The sequence below is a fragment of the Terriglobus albidus genome, from assembly GCF_025685425.1.
GTDB lineage: Bacteria > Acidobacteriota > Terriglobia > Terriglobales > Acidobacteriaceae > Terriglobus > Terriglobus albidus.
Map to the genome: position 1 here is coordinate 44,278 of NZ_JAGTAS010000021.1, position 20,639 is coordinate 64,916.

19 protein-coding genes are annotated in these 20,639 nt (G+C 59.0%); 10 read left to right on the top strand and 9 right to left on the bottom strand.

The window, feature by feature from the left end:
* Positions 1 to 17: 17 nt before the first annotated feature.
* Positions 18 to 1,343: a M48 family metalloprotease gene (locus OHL21_RS01675; RefSeq protein ID WP_263415515.1), complete on the top strand. Its 1,326-nt coding sequence runs from the start codon at positions 18 to 20 to the stop codon at positions 1,341 to 1,343.
* Positions 1,344 to 1,548: 205 nt separating this feature from the next.
* Here OHL21_RS01675 and OHL21_RS01680 read toward each other — a convergent pair whose 3' ends face one another.
* From OHL21_RS01680 to OHL21_RS01695, 4 genes are all read right to left on the bottom strand, one after another.
* Positions 1,549 to 2,031, bottom strand: a complete 483-nt coding sequence (locus OHL21_RS01680; protein WP_263415516.1) for a cupin domain-containing protein — start codon at positions 2,029 to 2,031, stop codon at positions 1,549 to 1,551.
* Positions 2,028 to 2,864, bottom strand: coding sequence for a 3-mercaptopyruvate sulfurtransferase (sseA, locus tag OHL21_RS01685; protein ID WP_263415517.1), 837 nt, complete (start codon positions 2,862 to 2,864; stop codon positions 2,028 to 2,030). Before sseA ends, OHL21_RS01680 begins: the two co-directional genes overlap by 4 nt.
* A 244-nt stretch (positions 2,865 to 3,108) precedes the next feature.
* Positions 3,109 to 5,676: a DUF3536 domain-containing protein gene (locus OHL21_RS01690; RefSeq protein ID WP_263415518.1), complete on the bottom strand. Its 2,568-nt coding sequence runs from the start codon at positions 5,674 to 5,676 to the stop codon at positions 3,109 to 3,111.
* A 71-nt stretch (positions 5,677 to 5,747) separates the two neighbouring features.
* A complete protein-coding gene (locus OHL21_RS01695; RefSeq protein WP_263415519.1) occupies positions 5,748 to 6,146 on the bottom strand; it encodes a ribosomal maturation YjgA family protein in 399 nt (132 codons plus the stop codon).
* 316 nt (positions 6,147 to 6,462) lie between these two features.
* On the opposite strand from OHL21_RS01695, the gene OHL21_RS01700 reads away from it, so the two are divergent.
* Complete coding sequence (locus OHL21_RS01700) at positions 6,463 to 7,224, top strand: hypothetical protein (RefSeq protein ID WP_263415520.1); 762 nt, start codon at positions 6,463 to 6,465, stop codon at positions 7,222 to 7,224.
* 346 nt (positions 7,225 to 7,570) lie between these two features.
* Here the strand turns inward: OHL21_RS01700 and OHL21_RS01705 are convergent, their stop codons facing one another.
* Positions 7,571 to 7,849 (bottom strand): DUF4242 domain-containing protein, encoded by a 279-nt coding sequence (locus OHL21_RS01705; RefSeq protein ID WP_263415521.1) that lies wholly within the window; start codon positions 7,847 to 7,849, stop codon positions 7,571 to 7,573.
* A 67-nt stretch (positions 7,850 to 7,916) separates the two neighbouring features.
* Here OHL21_RS01705 and OHL21_RS01710 point away from each other — a divergent pair, with 67 nt between their 5' ends.
* Positions 7,917 to 8,936 carry a GlxA family transcriptional regulator gene (locus OHL21_RS01710; RefSeq protein ID WP_263415522.1) on the top strand — a complete coding sequence of 340 codons (1,020 nt, stop codon included), beginning with the start codon at positions 7,917 to 7,919 and terminating at the stop codon, positions 8,934 to 8,936.
* 78 nt (positions 8,937 to 9,014) lie between these two features.
* Here OHL21_RS01710 and OHL21_RS01715 read toward each other — a convergent pair whose 3' ends face one another.
* The 3 genes from OHL21_RS01715 to OHL21_RS01725 all read right to left on the bottom strand — a co-directional run bounded on the left by OHL21_RS01715 (position 9,015) and on the right by OHL21_RS01725 (position 10,779).
* Positions 9,015 to 9,449, bottom strand: a complete 435-nt coding sequence (locus OHL21_RS01715) for an Rrf2 family transcriptional regulator (protein WP_263415523.1) — start codon at positions 9,447 to 9,449, stop codon at positions 9,015 to 9,017.
* A 161-nt stretch (positions 9,450 to 9,610) separates the two neighbouring features.
* The gene (locus OHL21_RS01720; protein ID WP_263415524.1) at positions 9,611 to 10,087 is read right to left on the bottom strand and encodes a globin domain-containing protein; all 477 of its coding nucleotides are present in this window, start codon (positions 10,085 to 10,087) and stop codon (positions 9,611 to 9,613) included.
* A 101-nt stretch (positions 10,088 to 10,188) separates the two neighbouring features.
* Positions 10,189 to 10,779, bottom strand: coding sequence for a TetR/AcrR family transcriptional regulator (locus OHL21_RS01725; RefSeq protein ID WP_263415525.1), 591 nt, complete (start codon positions 10,777 to 10,779; stop codon positions 10,189 to 10,191).
* 115 nt (positions 10,780 to 10,894) lie between these two features.
* On the opposite strand from OHL21_RS01725, the gene OHL21_RS01730 reads away from it, so the two are divergent.
* Both OHL21_RS01730 and OHL21_RS01735 read left to right on the top strand, forming a co-directional pair.
* Positions 10,895 to 11,521, top strand: a complete 627-nt coding sequence (locus OHL21_RS01730) for an FMN-dependent NADH-azoreductase (protein ID WP_263415526.1) — start codon at positions 10,895 to 10,897, stop codon at positions 11,519 to 11,521.
* 129 nt (positions 11,522 to 11,650) lie between these two features.
* Positions 11,651 to 12,037, top strand: coding sequence for a hypothetical protein (locus OHL21_RS01735; protein ID WP_263415527.1), 387 nt, complete (start codon positions 11,651 to 11,653; stop codon positions 12,035 to 12,037).
* 153 nt (positions 12,038 to 12,190) lie between these two features.
* Here OHL21_RS01735 and OHL21_RS01740 read toward each other — a convergent pair whose 3' ends face one another.
* The gene (locus OHL21_RS01740) at positions 12,191 to 12,928 is read right to left on the bottom strand and encodes a DNA-3-methyladenine glycosylase family protein (RefSeq protein ID WP_399256946.1); all 738 of its coding nucleotides are present in this window, start codon (positions 12,926 to 12,928) and stop codon (positions 12,191 to 12,193) included.
* Positions 12,929 to 13,565: 637 nt separating this feature from the next.
* Between OHL21_RS01740 and OHL21_RS01745 the strand changes: the two genes are divergently transcribed.
* From OHL21_RS01745 to OHL21_RS01765, 5 genes are read left to right on the top strand one after another with little or no spacing between them, the layout of a single operon-like run.
* Entirely contained in the window at positions 13,566 to 14,477 is a 912-nt protein-coding gene (locus OHL21_RS01745) for a cytochrome c3 family protein (protein ID WP_263415528.1), read from the top strand.
* On the top strand, positions 14,474 to 17,590 hold the full coding sequence (locus OHL21_RS01750) for a TAT-variant-translocated molybdopterin oxidoreductase (protein ID WP_263415529.1): 3,117 nt from the start codon (positions 14,474 to 14,476) through the stop codon (positions 17,588 to 17,590). The genes OHL21_RS01745 and OHL21_RS01750 overlap by 4 nt, the downstream gene beginning before the upstream one ends.
* A complete protein-coding gene (gene nrfD, locus OHL21_RS01755) occupies positions 17,591 to 19,015 on the top strand; it encodes an NrfD/PsrC family molybdoenzyme membrane anchor subunit (RefSeq protein ID WP_263415530.1) in 1,425 nt (474 codons plus the stop codon). It begins immediately after the preceding gene.
* Positions 19,015 to 19,557 carry a DUF3341 domain-containing protein gene (locus OHL21_RS01760; RefSeq protein ID WP_263415531.1) on the top strand — a complete coding sequence of 181 codons (543 nt, stop codon included), beginning with the start codon at positions 19,015 to 19,017 and terminating at the stop codon, positions 19,555 to 19,557. The genes nrfD and OHL21_RS01760 overlap by 1 nt, the downstream gene beginning before the upstream one ends.
* Positions 19,557 to 20,633, top strand: a complete 1,077-nt coding sequence (locus OHL21_RS01765) for a c-type cytochrome (RefSeq protein ID WP_263415532.1) — start codon at positions 19,557 to 19,559, stop codon at positions 20,631 to 20,633. The genes OHL21_RS01760 and OHL21_RS01765 overlap by 1 nt, the downstream gene beginning before the upstream one ends.
* Positions 20,634 to 20,639: the final 6 nt, after the last annotated feature.

Sequence of the window (20,639 nt, forward strand, 5' to 3'; positions counted from 1 at the left end):
AGATACGCCAACACCCGATGACTTTTCGACGCCTGAGCTGGCTCTTTGTTGTTCTGTTTGCAACAGTTTTCCCCTGCGCCCGGGCAGAGACGCCAGCCGTCGTGGCCGCAGAACAGGCGGCGCGCTCCGGTCCGATGCTTTACAGCCTGCCCCCAGGGAAGATGCAGCAGGCCGTGGCACTGCATCGCCAGCGGACGATGCTCTCCTGGCTCTCTCCGGCGGCCGATATCGCGATCCTTCTGGTGCTGCTGAGTGCGGGCTACTTCCGGCGAGTGCGGGTGTGGATTGAAGGACATGCCTCGCGACGGTGGGTGCAGGGTGTGTTTTTTCTCGGCGTCATGATGGTGACAGTGTCGGTGCTGAAGCTGCCGCTGGCGATGTACGGGCATCGATTGGCGGTGCGCTACGGACTCTCGGTGCAGCACTGGGGAAGCTGGTTTGCCGACTGGAGCAAAGGGCTTGCGCTGCGGACCGGCCTCGTTGTTCTTGTCGGTCTCGGCGTCTATGCGCTGATTCGCCGGTTTCCGCGCACCTGGTGGTGGTGGCTGTGGGCGGCGATGCTTCCCTGCATCGTTTTTATGGTCTTTATTGCGCCGGTGTTCATCGATCCGCTCTTCAACAAGTTCGAGCCGCTTGCGCAGTCGAATCCGGCTTTGGTGGCGCAGCTTGAGAAGGTCGTTGAGCGCAGTGGTGTGGCCATTCCTCCGCATCGCATGTTCCTGATGAAGGCCAGCGAGAAGGTGACCGCGTTGAATGCGTATGTCACCGGTGTCGGTGCGTCGAAGCGTGTGGTGGTGTGGGATACAACGATTGCCCGCGCAACCCCGGATGAGATCGCGTTTGTCTTCGGTCATGAGGCAGGCCACTACGTGATGCAGCATCTCTGGCTGGGCATGGGTGCTACGGCATTGCTGATTCTGGTGCTGTTGCCGTTAGGGGTGTGGGCCGAGCGCACGGTAATCCGGCGTTTTGGCGCCCGCTGGAAAATCTCCAGTGAGGCCGAATGGGCTTCAGCACCGGTGCTGTTGCTGGTGAGCGTGCTGTTGATCCAGCTCTCCGATCCCATCGGAAACACCATCAGCCGCACGCTGGAGCACAACGCCGACATCTATGGGCAGGAAGTGATTCACGGCATCGTCGCCGACCCACAAAAAGCGGCAGTGCACGGTTTCGAGGTGCTGGGCGAGACCTCGCTCAACGATCCACGGCGGCATCCATTCGAGGAGTTCTGGTCAGAAGGGCATCCGCCGATCTGGTTCCGCACCAACTTCGCGAATGCGTACGATCCCTGGAGAGTCGGTAGTGAGCCGAAGTACTTCCCGAAAGTTGAAGACGTACGGTAGTGGTTGATCGGACTTCTGGGCTGGGGTTCAGCTCCAGTGGCGGGCCTTATAAGTTGAAAGTTGAAAACGTACGGCATGGAAAGGGATAAAGCTTAGTCAACCGACGAAGCACGTTTTCAACTTTCAACTTTCGGATATTGCCACAAACGCTCGAAGTAGCCCCAGACCGCAAACCTAAGCAATGCGGTGCATCTCCAACCTGGCGTCACTGACGAGTGAGGCGGGCGATGAGTTCCCCATGCTGCGGAAACTGCCGCAGCAGCATCTCGCGGTTGCCCATTTCGAAATCGGCGAAGTCGAAGCCGGGGGCGACGGTGCAGCCGACCAGAGCGTAGGTGCCGGGCCATTTCAGACGGGCTCCGAACCATGCGCCTGCTGGGACCCAGCCTTGCAGGGTTTCGCCTGCGGGTAGGCTTTGGCCGAGCAGAAGGTCTTCGTGGCGGCCGTCAGGATGAATCACGCTTACGACCAGTGTGTCACCGGCGTAGAAGTGCCACACTTCGTCGGACTGGATGCGGTGCAGCGCAGAGAACTCATTGCCGCTGAGCAGAAAGTAGATTGCGCTGGAAGCAGCCCGCTCGCCGCGAGCGGTTTGTACCTTCTTCGCGGCGAGGTAGGTCTGGCGGTACCATCCGCCTTCGGGATGACGTTCGAGCCCGAGATGGACGATGAGCTCTTCTGCAGTCACTGTGTCTTCTCGATCTGCGCTTCCGGGTGCTGGGCGTATTCGCACCAGGAGCCATCGTAGAGACTGACGTGTTTTGCGCCGATCATCTCCAGACCAAAGGCGAGTACCGCGGCTGTTACGCCGGAGCCACAACTGGTGATGATGGGCTTTTTCCTGTCCACACCCTTCGCCTCGAACAACGCCTTCAGATCGCGCACCGACTTGAAGCGGCCGTTCTCGGTGAGCTCCAGAAAAGGAATGTTGATGGAGCCCGGCATATGGCCGGAAGGGATGGGACGTGGTTCGGGGGCAGTGCCGTCAAAGCGCCCCTTCGCGCGCGCGTCCAGAATGATCTCTCCCGCGGCAATGGCCTGTTGCAGCTCGTCGAAGCTGATGACTGCCTCAGCGTCGAAGCGCGGTGTGAATCTCGCCGGCTTACAGGTGACGAAGCCGGAGTGCGTAGGATACCCCGCTTCCTCCCATGCTTTGAGTCCGCCGTCGAGGATAACGACGTCCTCCGCGCCGAAGGTCTTCAGCATCCACCAAGCACGCGGAGCAGAGAAGACGCCCTCCTGTTCGTAGATGACCACGGTCATATCGGAGCCGACGCCAAGGAAGGAGACAGACTTTGCAAACTCACGCTCATTGGGCAGCATGTGCGGCAGCGGCGTGGTGTGATCGGAAAGCTCGTCGATGTCGAAGAACGCAGCACCGGGAATGTGCTTTGCCAGATAGCGAGCGCGGGTGTCTACAGGAGGTGTAACGCCGACGGGCGGAAGGGTAGCGTCCAGCACAATAGTGCCGGGGTCTTTCAGGCGCGAGTTCAACTGCTGCGGCGTAATCAGAAGGCTCATAGCGAATTCCATCTTAGATGCTTGTAGGGTGCCGGGGGACTCTGAGGTGATTGCGATCTGACAAAGCGGCGCTGGCTGACGTTAAAAGTTGCAAGTTAAAAGTTAAAGCGTTAAGGCCTTGGTGACCGGAACTCCTGGGATGTCACGCATGTGCTCGGGAGCAATCATGTTTCACCCATGCATTAACGCTTTAACTTTCAACTTTTAACTTTTAACGCAGCATCCGGCGCGCAGCCGGATGCTGCTAGGGTTTTCCGACGCCTTCTTCTACAACCAGCTCATCGACAGCGATGCCGAGTGCGATGCCGAGCCGGCGGTAGCCATCTCGCCATGCCTCGTTCAGGCGTGGATCGTTGCGCACCTGGTCGAGGAGATAGTTCCAGAGATTCTGGCTGTCCCAGAACCGTACCTCGAAGGGGAGCTCGCGGAAACACTCGGCCATGGTGGTTGCGAGTTGCAAAATCTCCAGCGAAGGAAACTCCGCCAGAAGCGTATCCCGCAGCTGTTGCATCACTGCGTGCATGCGCTTACCGGCGGAGTAGCCGATGATCTGGCCATCGAGCTGAATCTCGTCCGTCATGGCTTGTTGCAGCAGGCTGGAGAGTGCCGGAGCATCGAAAGGATCAGCCTCGACCGCATTGCGGATGGCTGCGTTGAGCGCAAAGTTAGCGGTGAGGGCCAGGGCAGGCGGCGTTGGCATGTTGCTCTGCCGGATGAAGTGCAGCAGTGAGGCATGGTCCTGGTAGATGCGGCGCAGGCTCTCTTCCACTTCGGAGAGGGTGCTGGTCAGGATGGTCTGCAGGATGCGATGTTGCTCGTCGGAGAAGAGCGAGCGCAGGGAGTAGCTGGTCTGTGAGCGGTCGTGATGGAAGAAGCCATCGATGCTGCGGATGATGTCGGGAAGATTGGCCTGCGCCATGGCTCCGGAGACAGCGGTCACAAAGTTGTTGAAGGCTTCCTGCTCTTCGGGAGAGTAGGAACGTACTGCCGCGGAGAGGTTCTGGTCTCCGCCGAGGTGAAGTACGGCGAAGGCGACCATCTCGCACTCCCCGGTAATTCGTGAGCGGACCGTGGCGGTACCCAGCGCCACGCGTCCACGGCCGGAGGAGAAGACCTTGTATTCGTGCCGGCGGATGTCGTAGCAGAAGATGTAGCCATCTTCCGGATAGGCGCGGAAGATCGAGGAGATGGCATAGTGCGCGCCCACCTGCTCCAGGCCGACACGCATGCCCAGCACCCAGCGGCGATAGACCTGAGCGCCATCGCTCATCTCAGCGATGTTGGATTTTGCGTTCTTGAGAATATCGAGGAACTTTCCTTCGAGCTCTTTGCCCTTTTCCCCGAAGAGCTGATAGGCAAGCTGCAGCACGCGGCCCGCGTAGGCGATGATCTGCACGGTCTCAATACCGGAGATCTCATCGAAGAACCAGCCGCAGGAGGTGTACATCAGCTGTGTATGCCGCTGCAGTTCCAGCAGCTCGAGCAGGCGGATTCGTTCTTGAGCGGTCAGCTGGCGTGTGGCGTGCTCAGCGAAGAACGCCTGAATATTTTCAGGATTGCGATTCAGAATGACGTGGACATACGCATCGCGCGCAGCCCACAGGTCCTTGAGGAAGGGTTTCGCAAATTCTTCCGAGAGCGGAGTGACGTTGTCGCGGACATAGTCGAGAGCTTCACGAAGCGGTGCGCGCCACTCCTGGTTCCAGCCTGCGCGTCCGGTGTTGCAGCCGCAGTTGGAGCGCCAGCGCTCCACCCCGTGCACGCAGCTCCAGGAGGTATTGTCGAAGATCTCGGCTTCCCAGGAAGATGGAAACTTCTCCAGGAATTCACCATAGTTCGTCAGCTTCGCCAGACCCTGCTGCTCGATGAAATGAAAGGCGTAAGTCAGCGCCATTTCACCGTGACGATGATGATGTCCATAGCTCTCGCCATCGGTCGCAATGTGTGCCAGTTGGGGGGCAGGTCCATCGTTCTCGCGTGGAGAGAGAGAACCGACGATGCGGTTGGCGAGATATTCGCCGGAGTTCAGCAGACCTTCGAAAGCGACAGCACGCGAAACCGGACCATCGTAAAAGAAAACAGTGATGGTGCGACCTTCATCGAGTTTCACAAGATAGGGCCGTGAAGGATCAACCTTCGAGTCGCTGGTGTCAATCCACTCGCCGGGCGCCTGGCCTTCTTTGGGAAGAGGGCGGATGCGGGCGCACTGTGCGGGAGCAAGGATGGTGAACTTGATGCCTTCCTTGGCCAGCAGATCGAGCACGCGACGGCTGGCTGCAGTCTCGGCAAGCCACATACCTTCCGGGTCGCGGCCAAAACGGAAGCGGAAGTCTGCCTTACCCCAGCGGATTTGCGTCAGGCAATCGCGGTCATTGGCCAGGGGCATGATGATGTGGTTGTAGACCTGCGCCATGGCGGAGCCATGACCGCTGAATCGTTGTGCCGAGATGCGATCGGCATCGAGGATGGTGCGATACGTGACGGGTGCGAATTCAGCAAGCCAGCTTAACAGCGTGGGGCCGAAGTTGAAGCTCATGCGCGAATAGTTGTTGGAGATGCGCACGATCTGATTGGCGGAGTTAACAATCCTCGAGGCTCCGTTGGTGGAGTAACACTCGGCAGTGATGCGCTCATTCCAGTCGTGATATGGATGCGCGGACTCCTGTACCTCCACGGTCTCAAGCCATGGGTTCTCGCGCGGAGGCTGATAGAAGTGGCCATGTACGCAGACGTAGCGCTTATGCTGCTCCGGCGAAGGGGAGACGGGACCGCTGGGCTCAGGCATGATCGCGATTTTTTTCGTCTTAGACATTGCTCTCCGTATTTCTGCTGTGCCCCATTAGCCGGGCAGGTGACTCGTGACGAGGGGGTGCGGCACCATTTCTAGTGTGCCTCAGCATTGGATGCGCCGGGACGGAAGAGCGTGTCTGCCCAGGCTGTACATGCAATGGCCAGAAGATATGCGGCGATATTTTTTACAGAGAAAAAACGGCCAAGCAGAAATCTTCCGGCAAGCGTAAGGCGAAAAGCATCAATATGCGGCTCCGGAAAAATCCGGGAGAGTTCAACCAGGGTCGCGGCAATGCCGGAGATGCAGAAGAGCGCGAGCGATCGCAGCCGCGGTAACAAGGCTGCAATAAACCAGTAAAGCGCAACCGCCCAGAGGGCAGAGCCGAGATATTTCGCCCAGAACCATGAGAGATGCAGTGGAGCAAAACGAGCCGCCAGGCCGACAGGAATAGTGGCCAGCAGTAAAAGAAGGCAGGCGATGGAGCGAGGCATGGTGCACCCACTTTATCGCACAACTTTCCCAGGATCTGTCTCGCACGAGCGGCTGACGTCCTGTGCTTCCCTGGTGGGAGCCGTGGGCTTCAGCCAACGGTCTATTGGCTCTCCAAGGAATGGGCTTTTATTTTGACATGCAGAAAAGCCCAGGGCTAAAGCCAGTCTCTTTAGAGCCCGCTGCTCCCACCGGCACCTCAGAGAGTCTTCTGCCGCCAACTGGCTCGTATGATGACAGGCGCCAGTCTCTCGTAGCGGGAACTGCAGGTCGTCATGCACCGTATCCAAGCAGCAATGTGCTGGACGGAGGAATGCGATGCAGGCGGTAAGCTCGACTAAATCTCAATGGAGTGACCGGACGTTACCGGTGCGCGAAGAGTTCTGGTTCCCAGGGCGCTGGCTGGGTGGCGTGTCGTTGATGGCCGGACCACTCCTTTTTCTGACAGGAATTCTTCTCCGTCTTCCATTTCGTTTCTTCTTTCCCTACCAGTTGGCGGCCTTCGATCAGCATCCGGTGCTGATGACGATGTCTTACAACTGCTTCTGGGCGGGAAATATTCTGCTCTGGCCGGCGGTATTGACGATCACACAGAAGATCGGCAGATCCAAACCGCTCTGGGCTGCTTGGGGAGGGGCATTCGTCCTCTTCGGCCTGTTCGCACGTACCTTTCACGCTGGAGCGGATCATCTCGCCTTCCAGCTTGTCCGCATCGAAGGCGTGGATCGCGCGACAAAGACGATCGCAGCCTCCTACGGTGCTTTTCATATCGTCAGCGCGCTTTCGGCCACGATCATGATCGGCTGGATTTTGTTGGCAATCGGAGCGTATCTCTCCGGCACCTTCGGTCTGTTGAGAGCTGTTGGATTGGGATTGATGTCAGCTCTGATGCTTGGGATTCTGAAAGGCAGTTCGATCACGTCAGTGGTTGCAGCCACAGGACTTTGTTTGGCGATGTTGCCTCTCGGGATCCACGTGTTGCTGGCGCCGCCGAGGCCTGGCCTCCGTTCTGTCTTTACGACGATCGCAATTGGAACTGTCCTTCTGGTTCTTTTGTTTGTCTCAGGACGGCTCGGTTGACCTGTGGAGGGAACCAGGCCGCATCGACGAAATCGACCTCGGAGTTATAGAGCGGGCCTTCAGCTCTTTAGGATCTTGTGGGCGCCGAAACCTGGGGCGTTGCCCCAGGCTGGCATAGAACGCGCCTTTCCACCCCAATGAACAAGTTCATTTGGGGATCCCGGCCTTCAGCGCTTAGAACGGGGCACCTTTCGTTTGTCATCCTGAGCACAGCGAAGGACCTGCTTTTTACTACAGCTTCCTAACCTCGGGTGCCCCATCCTCACGGAGTCAGGGTGGGTAAGGAAATCCAACCTCCCTGACCGAAACCGCGAAACGAATCCCTTTAGTTTCCGTTAGGGAACCGCTACTTCGGTGTCCCCGTCGATGGATCGATGATGGTTGAGATCTCGGTGATCTTGGTTGCCGGGAATCCGCTGATTTCTGCGTGACGGCGAATCACTGCTTCGTCCTTGGCCAGATAGATGCAAAAGGTCTTGTCAGCGGTGACGTAGGAGTGTACCCATTGAATGTCCGGACCGAGCTGCGCCAGCGCGGCGTTGGAGGTAGCCGCCGCATCGCAGAGCTGCCCGGAATTCAGGGAACCGACCTTGGGAATATCGCGTTCTATCAGATAGCGCTTCATGTTTTTGTTGCTCCTATTGTTGATTGGTTCTTGTCCGAATCCAATCCTAGGCAATGGAGTACGGCGTATGAAGTGGCAGATAGGCCAATGTGCGGCGGTGAAACAGCCAATGATTGACGTCACTATCTACTTTCCGCAAGGGATGTTTTCTTCCACGGCGATTGGGCCGATGGAGGTGTTTCGCCATAGCGGAAGTCTGTGGAACCTGTGTAGCGGTACAGCCGTAGAGACTCGGTTCCAGGTAACGACGGTATCGATGGATGGCCGGGCAGTGGAGTGTGATGGCCCGCTGCGCATTGAGCCGATGGGATCGATCCACGATGTCTCGAAGGCCGATGTGATTCTGATTCCATCCACCGGACTTGGTTTGGAAGATGTTGTCGAACGTAACCGTGATGTGGTGCCATGGCTGCACCGTTGGCGCGAGCGCGGTGCTGCGATTGCCAGCGTGTGTTCCGGCGTGGGGCTGGTGGCGGCGACAGGTCTGCTGGATGGAAGGCGGGCGACTACGCACTGGGGGCTGGCGGCGAAGCTCCGCACCCTGTATCCCCGCGTGTTGTGGATGCCGGAGTATATGGTCACGGAAGATGACAACCTCTTCTGCGGTGGAGGCGTGCATGCCTCTCTGGATCTGAGCCTGTACCTGGTGGAGCGTTTCTGCGGGCACGAGATTGCGCTGCAGAGCGCACGGGCAATGTCGATTGAGACCAGACGTGCATGGCAGGCCGGTTTTGCCATCGCTCCTCTCAAACTGGAGCATGGGGATGCCGGTGTGCAGCGGGCGCAGGAATGGATGCACAGCCACTTCCACCATGGATCGACGGTGGAGGCGGCGCATCACGCAGGCATGAGCGAACGCAACTTTGCCAGGCGCTTCAAGCAGGCGACGGGTGACTCTCCGCTCGAGTATCAGCAGAAGCTGCGCGTGGCTGCGGCCAAGCGATTGCTCGAGAATCCTTCGCAGACGATCGAGGAGGTCAGCCAGGCGGTGGGTTATGGCGATGTCGCTTTCTTCCGGACGGTCTTCCAGCGACACGCGGGATGCTCGCCTGCGGCGTATCGTCGGCGATTCGATATCGCGTCGTGAGCGATTCGAGCTTCGCTCGAACGTCCCAACCATCGCTGGTGCGATGGATGGGGCACCCGGCGTAGGGGCGCTCAGAATTCAGAGCGAGATCTGGATGAGTTGCTGCAGCACGGGCATGGCGGCGACGTCGGCCAGCGTGTACTGGTCGAGCTCGCGGAAGAAAGCCTCATACGCGCGGTCCAGCGCTTCTTTCAGCGTGCATGCGGAGCGTAGCGGGCAGGCCTGCGTAAAGCAGTCGATGACGTCGTGCGAGGGCTCGGTGGTGCGCAGAATCTCGCCAATGCGGACGTCTTCGGGGCGCCGTGAGAGGCGAAGTCCGCCTCCCTTGCCCTTGGTGGTAGTTAGCCAGCCCTTGCGGCCGAGCTGGTGCGTGACCTTCACCATGTGGGTGTAGGGCACGTTGAAGAGTTCGGAGACGGCGCGGACGGTTGCCGTCGTCTCCATCGGTTTGTCATGGCCGGCAAGGTAGAGCAGCAGACGTAGTGCGAGATCGGAAAATCGGGTCAGTTGCATCGAGTTCGACTCTCGTCATAAAGAATTTTCCCTGTAGGGGTAGAGTAGGGCTTCCGCATCTATGGGCGTTTTCCGCTATTAAACGCCGCTGCACGCCCTCTCCGGGATACCTGGTAACAGGGAAAATGCTCTAGTACTGCTGCTCCTGGGCTTGCCTGAAGTTAGACAGCAGCGACTTCTTCTTCTTGTTCCTGTTCTTCTTCCTGCTCTGCGTAGATGGCTGCTTCGTGCCCGATCATGATCTGCGCCAGCTCGTTGTAGGCCACGCTCCAGGCTTCCAGAATCTCCGGTGTAGCGGCGTCACCGAGAACTTCCTGGATGGCTACGAGCAGATACTTTCCGACGATGGGATAGTGCTCCGGGCGGACCTTGGTCGCGACGTGACGGTGCTCGATCCTGGAGACTGCGGGACCAAGCAGGTCGAGCCGGTCAAGGTTGCCGGCGTAGGCAAGAATCGCGCCTGCCAGACGCTTGTGCTGGGCTCCGTTCTTCTGATCGTCCTGGTTGAACATGGGAGCGACCTCGGGATGCGCGGCGAACATGCGCTGGTAGAAGACGCGGGTGATCTCTTCGCCGTGTTTCGTGAGTGCCGGAATGGTGGACTGGACAAGCAGCTTCTGGTGATCGAGCAAAGTCATCTCTCCTATGAATTTAATATAACTTTCAAATCTATATTCAGGTCGAGAAAAGCTCGATGCGGCAAAATTTCGCGTTCCGAATGGGGACGAGGACGTCTCGTCTAATGAGCCTCTGGGATAACCGGAAAGATCGGCTTGACCAGGGTTTCTATGGTCGCTGCCACTTCTTCGGCAGGCGGGCGATTCGGTGTCTGGATCCACTGTTTGGCGGCGCCGAAGATAGCCCAGGCGACGGTCGCGGCGATCAGAGTTGTTGGCGTCTCCGGTGGGACCGGGTGCTCCTGAAACCCGTGAAGGATCATGCCTTCGACGACTGGGATGATCGAGGTCTCAAGCGGCATGGAGGCCAGTTGCTCGGGGCACCCGCCGGTCTGGGAGAGAAAGTCGCAGACACCCAGCGCAAGAGAGCGGAAAACACCTTCGCAGGAGAAAACGACGCCACGGCGATCAAGCAACTCTCGGAAGCGGGACTCGGTCATGGCCTGTAGCAGGGCATGCTTATCCGTGTAGTGGAGATAGAACGTGGCCCGGTTCACACCTGCCTGCGCCGCGATATCGCTGATGGAGATGTCGTTGAAGTGCTTTCTAGTCAGCAGGTTGACGAGAGCTCCCTGCAGCATCTGGCGGGTGCGGCGGATGCGCGGATCAGTCGGTTGGTTCGAGCAAGGCGCGGCTTGGGTGGCCGGTTCCATCTGAATTGAGGATAACTCCTTTCTCCTCGCCCGTTGCTTTTGCGACAGATGTCGATTATTTAAGAGTCAACAAGTGTTGCTTAATCATCATTTGTCGTAAAGGAGATTCCTGGCTATGCCTACCCTCTTGCGTGTCGACTCCAGCCCCCTGTACGGAGCATCTGTTTCACGCCAACTGACTGAAACCTTTGAAGCGACCTGGAAGGCGACCCATCCGGGGGGCCAGGTGATCGTGCGCGACCTGACTGCGACGGTAATGTGGCCCATCACGGCAGAGTGGGTCGGCGCCGCATTTACGCCCGAGGACCAGCGCAACGCTGAGCAGGTGGAGCTGCTGAAGCTCTCCGACTCGTTGATCGCTGAGCTGGAGAAGGCCGACGAGTTTGTCTTTGGCGTGCCGATGCACAACTTCGGGGTGCCTGCCTCGTTGAAGCTCTGGATCGATCAGGTTGTGCGCGTCGGCAAGACCTTTTCGTATGGAGAAGGCGGACCTAAGGGCCTGCTTGCCGGAAAGAAGGCGACCTTTCTGATCGCGACGGGCGGTGTTTATGATGCCGGAACGGCGATGGCTTCGCTAAACTTCGTTGAGCCGTATCTACGTTCCGTCTTCGGTTTTATCGGTGTGACCGATACGACCTTCCTCACCGCCGGCGGCACCGCTGCGCTGCGGTACGGTAAGGACCGGGCAACATTCCTGCAGCCACACCTGGAAGCCGTGCAGCTTCATGCCCAGAGCGCCTGAGCATTTTTCACTGTAGGTGTAGTGCAGGGCTTCCACATTTATGGGCGTTTTCCGCAATGAAAACGCCGCTGCACGTCTTTTCCGGGATACCCAGCAACAGTGAAAATGCTCTAAGGAGAGAAGAGATCGATGAAGATTGTATCCACCATTGCACGTTATCTGCTTGGCCTGATGTTCACCGTCTTTGGCCTGAACGGTTTCCTTAACTTCATCCCAGCGCCGCCTCCGGCAAATCCGCTGGCGCTGCAATTCTTCGGCGCTGTGAGCATGTCACATTTCGCTGCCTTCTTCTTCGCGGTGCAGCTGATCGGAGGGCTGTTGTTGTTGTCTGGTTTCTTTGTGCCTCTGGCGCTCACGCTGCTGGCGGCGGAGCTGTATAACATCCTGGCCTTCCATCTGACGCTCTCGCCCGGCATCGCTCCGGCCCTGGTTGCGGTGGTGTTATGGATCCTGGTCTTCCTGCAATACCGTGAAAGCTTCCGCGGCATTCTTGCAGCGAAGCCTGCGCAAAGCTAAATTCGCGGTTGCCCCATTCTTCGCGGTGATGTCGCGAAAGATGGGGTAATCGCGCGGAGTAGAGTTCGCCTGTCTCCAGGATCGTATCGAGAATTCGAGCTTCGCTCGAACGTCCCATGTCCCTAAGGGACATGGAGCATCCAGTGTATGGGCTTACTCCGCCGGCAACTTGCCGGCCGCCAGATCGCAGGCGCGCCACATGTACCAGCTTGCAACCGAGCACCATGGGCGCCACTTCTTTGCGCGGCGCAACATCTGCTCTTTGGTGGCGAGCAGGTCCGGTGTGACCTTCTGCGTTGGCTTCAGGCCGAGAAAGGTAAGCGCGAAGCCTTTACGTACGCCGTAATCATCCAGCGGCAAAACATCAGGACGGCCGAGACGGAAGATCAAGAGCATCTCGGCGGTCCATTTGCCGATGCCGCGCACCTGGATGAGATGTTCGATAATTTCCTCATCCGGCATCTTCTTAATCTTTGCCAGTGTGGGAACGGTGCCGTCGATGGTTTTTGCTGCCAGGTCACGCAGCGCGAGTGTCTTGTTATGCGATAGGCCGGCTTTGCGGAGCTGATCGTTTGGGCAGTCGAGGATGTGCTCGGGTGAAGGATGATTGCCAATGCCGCAGACGTGATGAAAGCTCTCGATCATTCGGCTGTGAATAGCGCGCGCGGCGTTGGCATGCACCTGCTGGTAGATGATGCTTTCGGCCAGTGCTTCAAAGGGCGACTGGCTCGCTGGCAGACGCATGGTGAAGGGGCCCCAGCGCTCAATCAGCCGGCCGAGCTTCGGGTCAGCGGCAGAGAGTTCGGCGATGGCGCGTGCAGCATCATACGGGGGCTTGTGAGTGCGGCCGGAGCGGGAGCTGGGCATGCTGGAGAGTGTATCGAAAAGCATGGCCTGTCTTGGAGCATTCTGCCTGTTGCTTGGCTGCTGATTCTTCCTGATGCCTGCTCCACCGCATGCCGATCTTCATAGCTTCATGGCGCACGACAGTTGAAACAGTAGCGGGCAGAGGCGCCGACCGGTTTCGAGTGCGAACCGAGGCGCGAAAGCATAGGCTTGCGCCGACCGCTGGCCGGTTTATGCGGCAAACAGAAGAGCGAAAGACCTTCTAAGCGGGAGGCTACGGTTTAGGGGTCAGGCAAAGCCCGAAGTTACGTCATCGGTAAATCTCGTTCGGATATCGACAAATTGTGGCCGAATATCAAACTAAGACCATTTAAGTACGCATTTCAGAGGTTAATCGATGACCGGGGAGTCAGATGTTGTGTCTTTTCTGCCGCTTTACCCACAGGCTGCACGAGATGTTGTGCAGTGGGGGTGGATGGAATGTTGTCGATTATCGAAGTTATAGATAGAAATGAGGGTTGCCGTGATGGGGGTCACTTGAAGGGGTCCTGACCCGCTGCTTATACTCAAACTTTCCGAGGCAGGTTTTTCCTGGACAGCACGCTACCCCAAGTCCTGGATGGTCTTCTTCAAAACATCAGCAACGACTTCTCTTTGACGCAGAGGAAACAGGAACGCACTCATGGCGCAAGTTTTTGACCGCAGTTCGAACGCGCTGGCCCGGGCAAGTCTGGTTATTACGGGTCTGATCGTGATCGCACTGGGCGTTGCGCTGAACCAGTTGCAGCGCTCTCCGTGGGTAACACGGCAGGGCCAGCGACCGGATCAGCCCGTCCCGTTCAGTCACAGGCATCACGTTGAGGGTCTTGGCGTGCAGTGCCAGTACTGCCACACCAGTGTGGAGAAGTCGATGTACGCCGGCATTCCGCCGACCAAGACGTGTATGAACTGCCATGCGCAGATCTGGACGAACGCCGAGATGCTCGAGCCCGTTCGCCAGAGTTGGGCAACCGGCGAGTCCATCAAGTGGACCCGTGTACATGACCTTCCGGACTATGTGTACTTCAACCACGAGATCCACGTGAACAAGGGTATCGGCTGCGCAAGCTGCCATGGCCGTGTGGATGAGATGCCGTTGATGTACCAGGAGAACACCCTCCAGATGGAGTGGTGCTTGAACTGCCACCGCAATCCTGGCAAGAACCTCCGCCCGACTAGCGAGATTTACAACATGGCCTGGGCTGGCCCCTCTGCCGACAAGCCGGTCTACTGCGCCGACACCGGCGTCAGCGGCCCGACCTCGCAGGGTGTGGTCTGCACCACCGAGAAGCCAAACGGTGTGAATGTCGCCATGCTGCAGGCTGCGGTTCCGAGTGAGAAGAACTCCTCGGCCGGCTACGGCCAGAGTGGAACACAGCTTCAGCCGCGAGCGCTGAGCGGCGTGGGCGAGACGATGACCTCGACCCCTGTGATCAAGCTTCCGCTCAACTATGTGAAGTTCACCAGCCAGGAAGATCTTGGCAAGTTCCTGACGGACAAGTACCACATCCGCACTCCGAATGAGCTCTCAAGCTGCGAGGTGTGCCACAGATGAGTACGGAGATGAATCAACCGATGCAGCCCGAGGTAGTAAGCACCATTGCTCCGGCCAAGCCGAAGCGTATGACGCTGGCAGAGGTGCAGGCCAAGCTGGCCAATAAGACCGGCCGCCGCTTCTGGACCAGCCTGGATGAATTGGCTGAGCAGCCTGGATTCGACGAGATGCTCCGTGAGGAGTTTCCGCGCCAGGCCAGCGAGATGACCTCCGGTGTCTCGCGCCGCGGCTTCATGAAGGTGATGGGCGCCAGCTTCGCGCTCGCCGGTCTTAGCGGTTGCACCAAGCAGCCCGATGAACCGATCTATCCCTATGTGAAGGCTCCTGAGGACCTGGTTCTCGGTAAGCCGATGTACTTCGCGACGGCGCATCCTTTCCCGACCGGTTCAGTGCCGGTACTGGTGAAGTCCGATGCCTTCCGTCCGATCAAGGTCGACGGCAATCCGGAGCACCCGGTAACGAAGGGTAGGAGCGATGCCTTTACGCAGGCGTCGGTACTCGATCTGTACGATCCGGACCGCTCGCAGCACGTTCTTTTTGAAGGCAACAACAAGAGCTGGGGAGATTTTCAGGATGCCCTCGCAAAGGGATTGGATGGTCTCCGCCAGGGCGCCGGACTGTACATCCTGAGCGAGACGGTGACCTCGCCGACTCTCGCTGCGCAGTGGAAAGCCGCGCAGGCGAAGTATCCGGCCGCCAAGCTGATCCAGTGGGAGCCGGTAAACCGCGACGCCGCCCGCGCCGGATCGATGGCTGCGTTCGGCGAGTACGTCGATGCGCAGTACAAGCTGGAAGAAGCCGATGTAATTCTGTCGCTCGACGCTGACTTCCTTGGCGGAGCTCACTTCCCCGGCTTCCTGCCGCTGGCGGCCGGTTATGCTGAGCGCCATCGCTTCGAAAAGGATAAAGAGCAGAACCGCCTGTACGTCGTCGAGTCGATGCCGTCGGTAACCGGTTTCAAGGCGGAGCATCGTCTCTCCCTGAAGCCCTCGGATGTAGAGAAGTTCGCTCTGGCGCTGGCTGGACAGGGAGCTGCTCCGGCTGAAGCCGCGAAGTTCCTGGAGGCGGTCAAGAAGGATCTGACCAAGGCCGGCGGTAAGGCTGTCGTGATTCCGGGCGAGGCCACCTCGCCGGCGGTACACGCCGCCGCTGCCCTGATCAACGCGCAGATCGGCGCCGTGGGCAAGACGGTGGTCTACACCGAGACCGTGAACCCGATTCCGAGCCAGCAGAATGCTGACCTGAAGGCATTGGTCGCTGACCTGAACGCCGGTAAGGTGTCATGGCTGGTGATCCTGGGTGTGAACCCGGTCTACTCGGCTCCGGCTGACCTTAACTTTGCTGATGCAGTCAAGAAGGCTAAGGTAATCGTCCATTTCGGTTCCCATGTCGACGAGACGGCGCTGATCGCTCACTGGCACATCAATAAGGCTCACTATCTGGAGAGCTGGTCGGATGCGCGTGCGTACGACGGCACGATCTCGATCATCCAACCGATGATCGATCCGCTGTATGGCGGAAAGACGGCGCATGATCTTCTGGCGCAGTTCACTGACAATCCGCAGAGCTCGGGTTACGACGCTGTGTTGGCCAACGCGAAGACCGTGATCAAGGGGAACTTTGAGGCGGGCTGGCGCAAGGCGCTGCACGATGGCTGGGTGGCGGACACTGCCTTCTCGCCCAAGTCGGTTTCGGCGAAGGCCGGAAGCATCACGCCAAGCTCTGTACCCTCGGGGGAGTATGAGATCTCGTTCAAGCCGGACGCTTCCCTGTATGACGGACGCTATGCCAACAATGGCTGGCTGCAGGAGCTTCCCAAGCAGGTCACGCACCTGAGCTGGGACAACGCGGCGCTGATGTCGATGGAGACCATGAAGAAGCTCGGTGTGGAAGAGACCGAGATGGTCGAGCTCACCGTAGGCGGCAGCAAGGTCAAGGCTCCGGTCCTGATGGTTCCGGGTCATCCTCAGGGTTCCATTACGGTGCACCTCGGTTTCGGCCGCACTGTGGGCCGTGTGGCGACAGGCGTGGGGTTCAACGCCTATGCCGTGAACACCTCTTCGGCAGCTTCCTGGACCGGTGGATCGGCCAAGAAGACTGACGGAACCTACGACATCTGCGTCACCACCGTGCACTCGCTCGACAACCGCGGAAGCTTCGCGCAGTCGACGGTTGCCAGCGTTGGTATGGCGAAGGACTTCTCCAAGACGCACTCGCTGGCCGGTAATGAAGCCATGACCCGCGGCATCATTCGTTATGCCACGGCGGAAGAGGCGAAGAAGAATCCTGGTTTTGCGCACGAAGGCCCGGGTCTGAAGGAGACCCCGGAGAAGGACATGAGCTTCTTCCCGGATGATTGGCGCTATGACCATATCGATAAGTCGAGCGGCAAGATCCAGAACGCCTGGGGCATGTCGATCGATCTGAACTCCTGTGTCGGTTGCAACGCCTGCGTCGTGAGCTGCTATGCGGAGAACAACATTCCGGTGGTTGGCCGTGAGCAGGTGAAGGTCGGCCGCAACATGCAGTGGCTCCGCATCGATACCTACTTCGAAGGCGACCTGCATGCTCCCAAGGCGCACTTCCAGCCGATGCTGTGCCAGCACTGCGAGAACGCGGGCTGCGAACAGGTCTGCCCGGTAGGTGCGACGCTGCACACGCCCGAGGGCCTGAACACGATGGTGTACAACCGTTGCGTCGGCACTCGCTACTGCTCGAACAACTGCCCGTACAAGGTCCGCCGCTTCAACTTCCTGCTGTACTCAGACTATGAGACCGAGAGCCTGAAGCTGGGCCGTAATCCGGATGTTTCGGTTCGCTCGCGCGGCGTGATGGAGAAGTGCTCCTACTGCGTGCAGCGTATCCAGTCGGCGAAGATTCAGGCCGACAAGGAAAACCGCGAAATTCGCGACGGCGATATCGTGACGGCTTGCCAGCAGGCCTGCCCGACCGACGCCATCGTCTTCGGCAATATCAACGACAAGGCGAGCAAGGTGGCCAAGCGCAAAGCGGAAGAGCGCGAATACGCTGTACTCGCCGACCTGAACTACCGTCCGCGTACGACCTACACGGCCGGTGTCATCAACCCGAATCCTGAGCTGGAGCTGGCATAAATGGCGACCAAGGGACAAATCAGCGATCCGATGATCGACCCGAAGACTGGCGAATTCGCCGTCATCGCGCCGGGCCATAATTTCAAATCGGTAACCGAGAAGATTGCCGGCGTCGTGCTGACGTCGAACACACCGCTGGGCTGGTTCTTTGGCCTGATCGTAGCGTCTGGTGTGGCAACCTTCCTGGTGATTGCCGTTACCTGGCTCTTCCTGAAGGGCGTTGGTATCTGGGGTGTAACGATCCCGGGCGCCTGGGGTTTCGCCATCATCAACTTCGTCTGGTGGATCGGTATCGGTCACGCCGGAACGTTGATCTCGGCGATCCTTCTGCTCTTCAAGCAGACCTGGCGTAACTCGATCAATCGCTTCGCGGAAGCGATGACGATCTTCGCCGTATGCTGCGCCGGTCTGTTCCCGGTCCTGCACGTCGGCCGTCCGTGGCTCGGTTACTGGCTGTTCCCGTACCCGAACACGATGAACATCTGGCCGCAGTTCCGGTCGCCGCTGTGCTGGGACGTGTTCGCCGTATCGACATACGCGACCATCTCGGTGGTGTTCTGGTATATCGGCATGGTTCCCGACTTTGGAACCCTGCGCGATAAGGCGCAGTCTCCGCTGGCCAAGTTCGTTTATGGTCTGCTCTCGCTGGGCTGGCGCGGATCGACCCGCCACTGGATGCGGTATGAGACGGCTTCGCTGCTTCTGGCCGGTCTTTCAACGCCGCTGGTGCTCTCGGTACACACGGTCATCAGCTTCGACTTCGCGGTCGCGGCTCTGCCTGGCTGGCATACGACGATCTTCCCGCCGTACTTCGTCGCCGGCGCCATCTACTCCGGTTTCGCCATGGTGCTCACGCTGGCGATTCCGATCCGCAAGTTCTACCACATGGAAGATCTGGTCACGCTGCGCCACCTGGACAACATGGCCAAGGTCATGCTCGGTACCGGTCTGATTGTGGCCTACGGCTATGGCATGGAAGTCTTCATGGCCTGGTACTCGGCCAGCCACTGGGAGTTCTTCATGATGTGGAACCGTATGTTCGGGCCGATGGGCTGGGGCTACTGGATCCTGATCGCGACGAACATCGCCATCCCGCTGACCACTCTGTGGTCCCGCAAGCTGCGGGTGAACGTAACGTATCTGTTCATCCTGTCGCTGATCGTGAACACGGGTATGTGGTTCGAGCGTTTCGTCATCGTCGTCACTTCGCTCTACCGTGACTTTCTGCCCTCGAGCTGGGGTACGTACAAGGCGACCAAGTGGGACTACATGCTCTACGTTGGAACGCTCGGCATGTTCTCGTTCCTGTTCCTGCTCTTCGTCCGTCTGGCTCCGATGATCCCGATGAACGAAATCAAGATGATGCTGCCTCAGACCAAGATCAAGGGTCTGGACGCTGAAACCACCATAGAGGAGACCGCCTGATGCCGGTAAAAGAAGGAATCTACGGACTTCTTGCGGAGTTCGACACTCCGGGGGCCCTGGTGGATGCCACCGAGGCCGCACGGGATGCCGGTTACCGCCGCATGGAATGCTACACACCGTATCCGGTGGAAGAGGCTGCGGAGGCTCTGGGCGCGGTGCGTAACCGCGTTCCGCTGCTGACCCTGATGGGCGGCATCATGGGTCTGACGACGGCGTTTCTGATGCAGACCTGGATCTCGCGTTGGGGTTACCCGATGAACTTTGCCGGACGTCCGCTGTTCTCGTGGCCGGCGTTCATTATCCCGACCTATGAGTGGACGATTCTGTTCAGCGGTCTGTCGGCTGCCTTCGGCATGCTGGCGCTGAACGGTCTGCCGCAGCCGTATCACCCGCTGTTCAACGCTCCCAACTTCCGTCAGGGAGCGACCGACCACAAGTTCTTCCTGTGCCTGGAAGCGATCGATCCTAAGTTCGATGTGAACGAGACGCGCGCCTTCCTCGAGCAGTTCCATGCGGTAAGCGTGGTGGAGGTGGATCTCTAATGCAGGGCGCAAGCTTCAAGGTTCAAGGCGCACGCCTCATCCTGTCAGCCACCCTGGCCAGCGTTGCTGTGCTGACAGGTTGCCGTCAGGATATGCACGACCAGCCGAAGATGTTTCCGCAGCGTTCGACGACGATCTTCGCCGACGGCCGCTCCGCACGTCCGCAGGTGATCAATACCGTAGCTCGTGGCCAGTTGCACGAGGACAGCTACTTCTACACCGGTCTGGTGGACGGCAAGGAAGCTGACGGCATGCCTTTCCCGGCAACGCTTGATGTACTGAAGCGCGGCCAGGAACGGTTCAACGTGTACTGCACGCCGTGTCACTCGCGTGTGGGCAATGGCGCCGGCGAGATCGTCGAGCGCGGCTACCGTCTGGCGGGCAACTTCCATACCGAGCGTCTGCGCAGCGCGCCGCTGGGACACTTCTTCAGCGTGATGACCAACGGTTATGGCGCGATGCCTGATTACTCGGCGCAGATTACGCCGGCTGACCGCTGGGCGATTGCCGCGTATATCCGCGCACTTGAGCTGAGCCAGAACGCTAAGCCGAGCGATGTCCCGGCAGGTGTTGAGGTAAAGCCGCTGTCGAAGCTGGCGGAAGAGCAGGGCATGCCGCCGGGTTTCGCGGCTGACTGGTCGGTGCCGAATACCGCGGCTCCTTCAGCTCCTGAAGTGGCGAAGCCGGTTGAGTCTGCCACGCCGACGCCCACCACGACGCCAGGCGTAGCTCCGGCGACCACGGAGAATCAGAAGGCGACTACTCCCGCGGTGACCAAGGAGCCAGTCCCGGGGACCGCCAAGACCGCTGCCCTCGCTAAGCCCAAGCCCGAGGACATCGCTGCGGGGAAGGCTACGTATATGGCGAACTGCAGTGTCTGCCATCAGGCGGCGCGCACCGGACTTCCGCCGAACATTCCCTCGCTGGTGGGCATCGTGGGACGGGTTGGTCCGGATCGTATCCGGCAGGTCGTCACGCAGGGTATTCCGACGGGAAAGATTCAGATGCCGTCATTTTCCGCGAAGCTCTCTTCCACGGATATCGATCACCTGATCGCATATCTGGGTACCGAATGATTTTTC

What these genes read in the sequence shown, in the direction of transcription:
- sseA (WP_263415517.1), bottom strand. Translation starts at nt 2,864, where the DNA reads ATGAGCCTTCTGATTACGCCGCAGCAGTTGAACTCGCGCCTGAAAGAC.
- OHL21_RS01750 (WP_263415529.1), top strand. Translation starts at nt 14,474, where the DNA reads ATGAGTACGGAGATGAATCAACCGATGCAGCCCGAGGTAGTAAGCACC.
- OHL21_RS01710 (WP_263415522.1), top strand. Translation starts at nt 7,917, where the DNA reads ATGAAGTGGCAGATAGGCCAATGTGCGGCGGTGAAACAGCCAATGATT.
- OHL21_RS01765 (WP_263415532.1), top strand. Translation starts at nt 19,557, where the DNA reads ATGCAGGGCGCAAGCTTCAAGGTTCAAGGCGCACGCCTCATCCTGTCA.
- OHL21_RS01740 (WP_399256946.1), bottom strand. Translation starts at nt 12,928, where the DNA reads ATGCTTTTCGATACACTCTCCAGCATGCCCAGCTCCCGCTCCGGCCGC.
- OHL21_RS01695 (WP_263415519.1), bottom strand. Translation starts at nt 6,146, where the DNA reads ATGCCTCGCTCCATCGCCTGCCTTCTTTTACTGCTGGCCACTATTCCT.
- OHL21_RS01735 (WP_263415527.1), top strand. Translation starts at nt 11,651, where the DNA reads ATGAAGATTGTATCCACCATTGCACGTTATCTGCTTGGCCTGATGTTC.
- OHL21_RS01760 (WP_263415531.1), top strand. Translation starts at nt 19,015, where the DNA reads ATGCCGGTAAAAGAAGGAATCTACGGACTTCTTGCGGAGTTCGACACT.
- OHL21_RS01745 (WP_263415528.1), top strand. Translation starts at nt 13,566, where the DNA reads ATGGCGCAAGTTTTTGACCGCAGTTCGAACGCGCTGGCCCGGGCAAGT.
- OHL21_RS01730 (WP_263415526.1), top strand. Translation starts at nt 10,895, where the DNA reads ATGCCTACCCTCTTGCGTGTCGACTCCAGCCCCCTGTACGGAGCATCT.
- OHL21_RS01705 (WP_263415521.1), bottom strand. Translation starts at nt 7,849, where the DNA reads ATGAAGCGCTATCTGATAGAACGCGATATTCCCAAGGTCGGTTCCCTG.
- OHL21_RS01675 (WP_263415515.1), top strand. Translation starts at nt 18, where the DNA reads ATGACTTTTCGACGCCTGAGCTGGCTCTTTGTTGTTCTGTTTGCAACA.
- OHL21_RS01700 (WP_263415520.1), top strand. Translation starts at nt 6,463, where the DNA reads ATGCAGGCGGTAAGCTCGACTAAATCTCAATGGAGTGACCGGACGTTA.
- OHL21_RS01690 (WP_263415518.1), bottom strand. Translation starts at nt 5,676, where the DNA reads ATGTCTAAGACGAAAAAAATCGCGATCATGCCTGAGCCCAGCGGTCCC.
- OHL21_RS01720 (WP_263415524.1), bottom strand. Translation starts at nt 10,087, where the DNA reads ATGACTTTGCTCGATCACCAGAAGCTGCTTGTCCAGTCCACCATTCCG.
- nrfD (WP_263415530.1), top strand. Translation starts at nt 17,591, where the DNA reads ATGGCGACCAAGGGACAAATCAGCGATCCGATGATCGACCCGAAGACT.
- OHL21_RS01725 (WP_263415525.1), bottom strand. Translation starts at nt 10,779, where the DNA reads ATGGAACCGGCCACCCAAGCCGCGCCTTGCTCGAACCAACCGACTGAT.
- OHL21_RS01715 (WP_263415523.1), bottom strand. Translation starts at nt 9,449, where the DNA reads ATGCAACTGACCCGATTTTCCGATCTCGCACTACGTCTGCTGCTCTAC.